This is a genomic window from Streptomyces sp. NPDC004667 (assembly GCF_040609475.1).
Lineage (GTDB): Bacteria > Actinomycetota > Actinomycetes > Streptomycetales > Streptomycetaceae > Streptomyces.
The window spans coordinates 1-4,058 of sequence record NZ_JBEXKC010000203.1; the positions used below are offsets into that span (position 1 = coordinate 1).

The 4,058-nt window shown below is 76.1% G+C and carries 3 protein-coding genes and 1 pseudogene; 3 read left to right on the plus strand and 1 reads right to left on the minus strand.

Features of this window, described 5'->3' with window-relative positions:
- The coding region (locus tag ABZW32_RS39130; protein ID WP_356225590.1) for an ATP-binding protein at window positions 1–1,259 on the minus strand (1,259 nt) is incomplete at its 3' end.
- A gap of 325 nt (window positions 1,260–1,584) precedes the next feature.
- On the opposite strand from ABZW32_RS39130, the gene ABZW32_RS39135 reads away from it, so the two are divergent.
- From ABZW32_RS39135 to ABZW32_RS39145, 3 genes and pseudogenes are all read left to right on the plus strand, one after another.
- On the plus strand, window positions 1,585–2,247 hold the full coding sequence (locus ABZW32_RS39135; protein WP_356225592.1) for a response regulator transcription factor: 663 nt from the start codon (window positions 1,585–1,587) through the stop codon (window positions 2,245–2,247).
- A 164-nt stretch (window positions 2,248–2,411) separates the two neighbouring features.
- Window positions 2,412–3,122 (plus strand): DUF4255 domain-containing protein, encoded by a 711-nt coding sequence (locus ABZW32_RS39140; protein WP_356225594.1) that lies wholly within the window; start codon window positions 2,412–2,414, stop codon window positions 3,120–3,122.
- A pseudogene (locus ABZW32_RS39145) lies at window positions 3,119–4,058 on the plus strand (ATP-binding protein); the annotation flags it as partial. The gene ABZW32_RS39140 and the pseudogene ABZW32_RS39145, both read left to right, overlap by 4 nt.

Consider the following 4,058-nt stretch of genomic DNA (forward strand, 5'->3'; position numbering starts at 1 on the left):
GGCAGGCCGACGCCCGGCGCGCGCAGCAGATGGGCGGCGACCGCCTCGACGCGTTCGCCGCGCCGCAGCATCGCCTCGGCGGCCACCCGGTGCGCCGCTTCGCGTCGGGCCGTCGGCCAGCCGGTCAGCACGGCGTCCCGCAGCAGGCGGTGGGCGAAGCGGGGCCGGCCCGCGGAGTCCGGGCGCAGGAGTCCGATGCGGGTCATCGCGGTGAGCCAGCCCGTGACCCGTGCGGGATCCGCGCCGGCCGCCTCGGCCAGTGTCCTGGCCACGTCCGGGCCCACCGGGTCGGCCGGGCCGCCCCCGGTGCACGGTTGCGGTGTCTCCCGGGTGTCCTGCGCCGCCGCCGTCTCCGGCGACCCTTCCGCCTCTTCTGCCTCTTTCGTCTCTTCTGCCCCGCTTGCCTCTTCCGTCTCCTGCGGCCAGGCCTCCTCCAGTGCCGCGAGGCACCGGGCCACCTCGGCCGTCGCCGCGCCCGCGCTGTTCAGCCACCACGAGACCGCCGCCGGATAGCTCCCGGAGTACAGCGCGGCGCAGGTGTCCGGCAGCGGCGGGGCCCCGGCCGCCCCTGGGCCGGCCGGCCGCGGGCCGCCGAGGTCGTCGAGCAGGGCGTGCAGGAGCATGGGGTTGCCCGTCCCGGCCCGTACGCACTCCGCCGTCCAGGCGGGTCCGGCAGTCGGGAAAGCGGCGCGGACGAGCTCGGCGGCGGCCGTGTCACCGAGCGGGGCGATCGTGTGGGTGCGGACGAGGGAAGGGGGCAGGGAATGGGCGAGCCCCGCGCCCCGTGGGTCGACGTCGTACTGGCTGCGTTCGCTCGCCACGAGCAGCACCGGTAATCGGTCGATCCGGCGCACCGCCTCCCGCAGCCAACGGCGTGACGGGGCGTCTGCCAGGTGGACGTCGTCGACCGCCAGCAGGAGCGGGCCCTCGGCCGCGTACGCGCACAGCAGCCGCCACAGCCGGGCGGCGCTCCCCCGGTCGTCGGCGTCGGGTCCGAGGTCGGTGAAGTCCTTTACCGGTCCGAGGAGTTGGAGCACCGTGGCGAACGGCATGCCGGTATCCTCCGGCGAGCAGCGTGTCCGCAGCACCCGCAGGCCGCGCGCCGCGGCGTCCCGTACGGCGTCCTCCAGCACGGAGGTCCGGCCGGTGCCGGTGGCCCCCCGGAGCAGCACCAGGCCGCCGGACCCGGAGCGGGCCCGCTCCGTCTCGGCCGCGAGCAGTTCCCGGGCGCCGTCGCGTTCGCGGAGCGGTCCTGTCATCGGTGCCTCCCGAGGTGAATGGTGTGCTTCCCGCCGATGGAGACGTCGGAATCCGTGGCGCGGTCGTGTGAAGTGGCGTACCTCACTACCGGTACCGGACCCCCGCCCCGATGCCGGCGCGACCCTTCGTGACCTGCGCGGACGCGCGCGGAGACGGCCCGTCTCGTGGTGTTCGCCGCCACGGTCTCGTGGTGCGGCTCGTGGTGCTCCACGATTGCGGTCCCGGCGGTGCCCGCAGAAGGGTTGAGGGTGCTCATCCGCTACCGACCCGCGTTGCGCGGCGGCCGCTGAACAGGGGAAACGCTTGCTCCACTCACCCCCGACCATGACCACGTCCGCTCCGGGCACGGGCCCGAACGCCGGCTCCGCGGGCCGGCGCGTCCCCGTGGCGGTGTCCGCCGCGGACCCGATCAGCCGTGAGGGGGCGGTCGGCCAGTTGCGCAGACACCCGGAGATCGAGCTGCGCGAGGAGTCCGGTCCGGGCACGGTGGCCCTGCTCGTGGAGGACGCGCTCGACGAGGCGGCGCTGACCCGGCTGCGCCGGATCGTGCGCAGCGAGGGGGCGCGCGCCGTGCTCGTGGTGGCTTCGATGCGGGAGAACGAGCTGCTGGACGTGGTGGAATGCGGTGTCGCCGCGATCGTCTGGCGTCATGAGGCCACCGCCGAACGGCTGGTGCAGGCGGTACTGGCGGCGTCCCGCGGTGACGGCGACCTGCCCGCCGATCTGCTCGGCCGGCTCATCCAGCAGGTGGGCACGTTGCACCGGGGTGCGGCGGGCCGGCCCGGCCCGCCGGCCCTCGGGCTCACCCCGCGTGAGGTGGACGTCCTGCGCCTGGTCTCCGAGGGCCTCGACACCGGTGAGATCGCGGGCAAGCTCTCCTACTCCGAACGGACCGTCAAGAACGTCATGCACGGGCTCACCACGCGGCTCCACCTGCGCAATCGCGCGCACGCCGTGGCTTTTGCCCTTCGGGAAGGCTATATCTGACCGTTCGGGCAGCCCGAGGCGGCCCGATGTGTCCGCGCGGGCAGGGCGGACTGCCCGGCGGCCGTCCCCCGTGCCCCTGCGGCCCGGCGGACGCCCGGGGGACGATCGGCGGCGGACGACGTGCCGGGCGGAATCGGCCGTGCGGGCAGAGCGGGAGCGCAGGCGTGATCCACGAGGTGGACGAGGTACTCAAGGGCCTGCTGGGCGGCGGGGCGTTGACGGGTTCGGGGATCGAGGTGTCCTTCGAGGCGCCGACCCGTGACTGGGCGGCCCGGCGCAACGCCCCCGTGGTCAACACGTACCTGTACGACATCCGGGAGGACGTGGCCCGGCGTCAGCGCGGCCACGTGGCGGTGCGGGACGAACTCGACGTGGTCGTGCGGCGGGGCCGTCCGCCGCGGTGGTTCCGGCTGTCGTACCTGGTGACGGCGTGGACGAAGACCCCGCAGGACGAGCACCGGCTGCTGTCCGCCGTACTCGCGACGCTGCTGCCCCGTGAGGTGGTGCCGTCGGACGAACTGCCGGGTTCCCTGCGCGCGCTGGGTCTCTCGGTGCCGCTGACGGTGGCCGGCAGCCAGACGGAGTCGCGCTCGCTCGCCGAGATCTGGTCCGCGCTGGGCGGCGAGCTGAAGCCTTCCCTCGACCTGGTGGTGACCGTCCCCTTCCCGGCCTTCCCGGAGTACGACGCGGGGCCACCGGTCACGGAGGGCGTGACGGTCCGGGCGGGCGGTGTGGACGGCGACCCGGCGGCGTCCGGCGGGCGTTCGCACCGTCCCCACCAGGTGGCGGCCGCCCGGGCGGCACGGGCCGCCCGCAAGAACGCCGCCCCCCGCCCGGAAGCGCAGGCCGCCCCCGGCGGCCCGGAGGAGCGATGAGCGCCCCGTACGCCGTCCCGGCGGCGGATCCGCGGACGGCCGGCGCCGGGGAGCCGGACGGTGCCGCAGACGGCCCCGCCCGCGCGTTGCTCGCCCGCCTCGACGGGCTGCGCGGGCGGGTGTCGGCGCTGGTCGAGCGGCGGGCCGCCGGCGATCCCACGGCCGACGACCCCCTGCGCGGCCTCTACCTCTCCGAGGAGGCGGTGCGCCATCTCCTCGGCACTTGGCCCGCGTTGACGGACGACGGGGCGGGATCACGGCCCACCGGCACCGGTCGGGCCGTCGACGAGGAGCCCTTACCCGGCCCCGACGACCGGCTGGGCCGGCTGGCCGGACGTGCGGGCCTGACCGCGCTCGACGTCGCCGTCCTGCTGGTCGCCCTCGCTCCCGACGTCGACCGGACCTTCGAACCGCTCTACGGATACCTCAACGACGACGTGAGCAGGCGCCGGGCCACCGTCGCCCTCGCCCTCGACCTGTGCGGGGTGCCGGCGCAGTCCCCCGCGGCCCGGGCCCGGCTGCACGCCCACGCGCCCCTCGCCGCCCTCGGCCTGCTGGAGGTCGACGAGCCCGAACGCCCCTTCCTGACGCGATCGCTGCGCGTGCCCGACCGGCTGGTCGGGCACCTCCTCGGCGACGACACCCCGGACGCCGCACTGCTCGCGCTGCTGCGCCCGATGCCTCGACCACTGCCGTCCGACACGGCGGGCGAGCGGTTCGCCCACCGGCTCGCGGCCCTGCTGGCGTCCGGCCCCGCCACCGTGTACCTGCGGGAGCAGCGCGAGGGCGACGGCCTGGCCGTGTACGCCGGCGCCCTGCGCGCCGCGGGCCTGGACGGGTTGTGCTGCGACCTGCGCGAGGAGGACGTCGCCGGGGTACTGCGCGAGGCCCGCCTCAGCGGCCGGGCCGTCGTCGTGCCGGCCCTGCCCGAGCGGC

Coding starts and splice junctions, on each gene's coding strand:
- ABZW32_RS39135 (WP_356225592.1), top strand. CDS start 1,585: ATGACCACGTCCGCTCCGGGCACGGGCCCGAACGCCGGCTCCGCGGGC.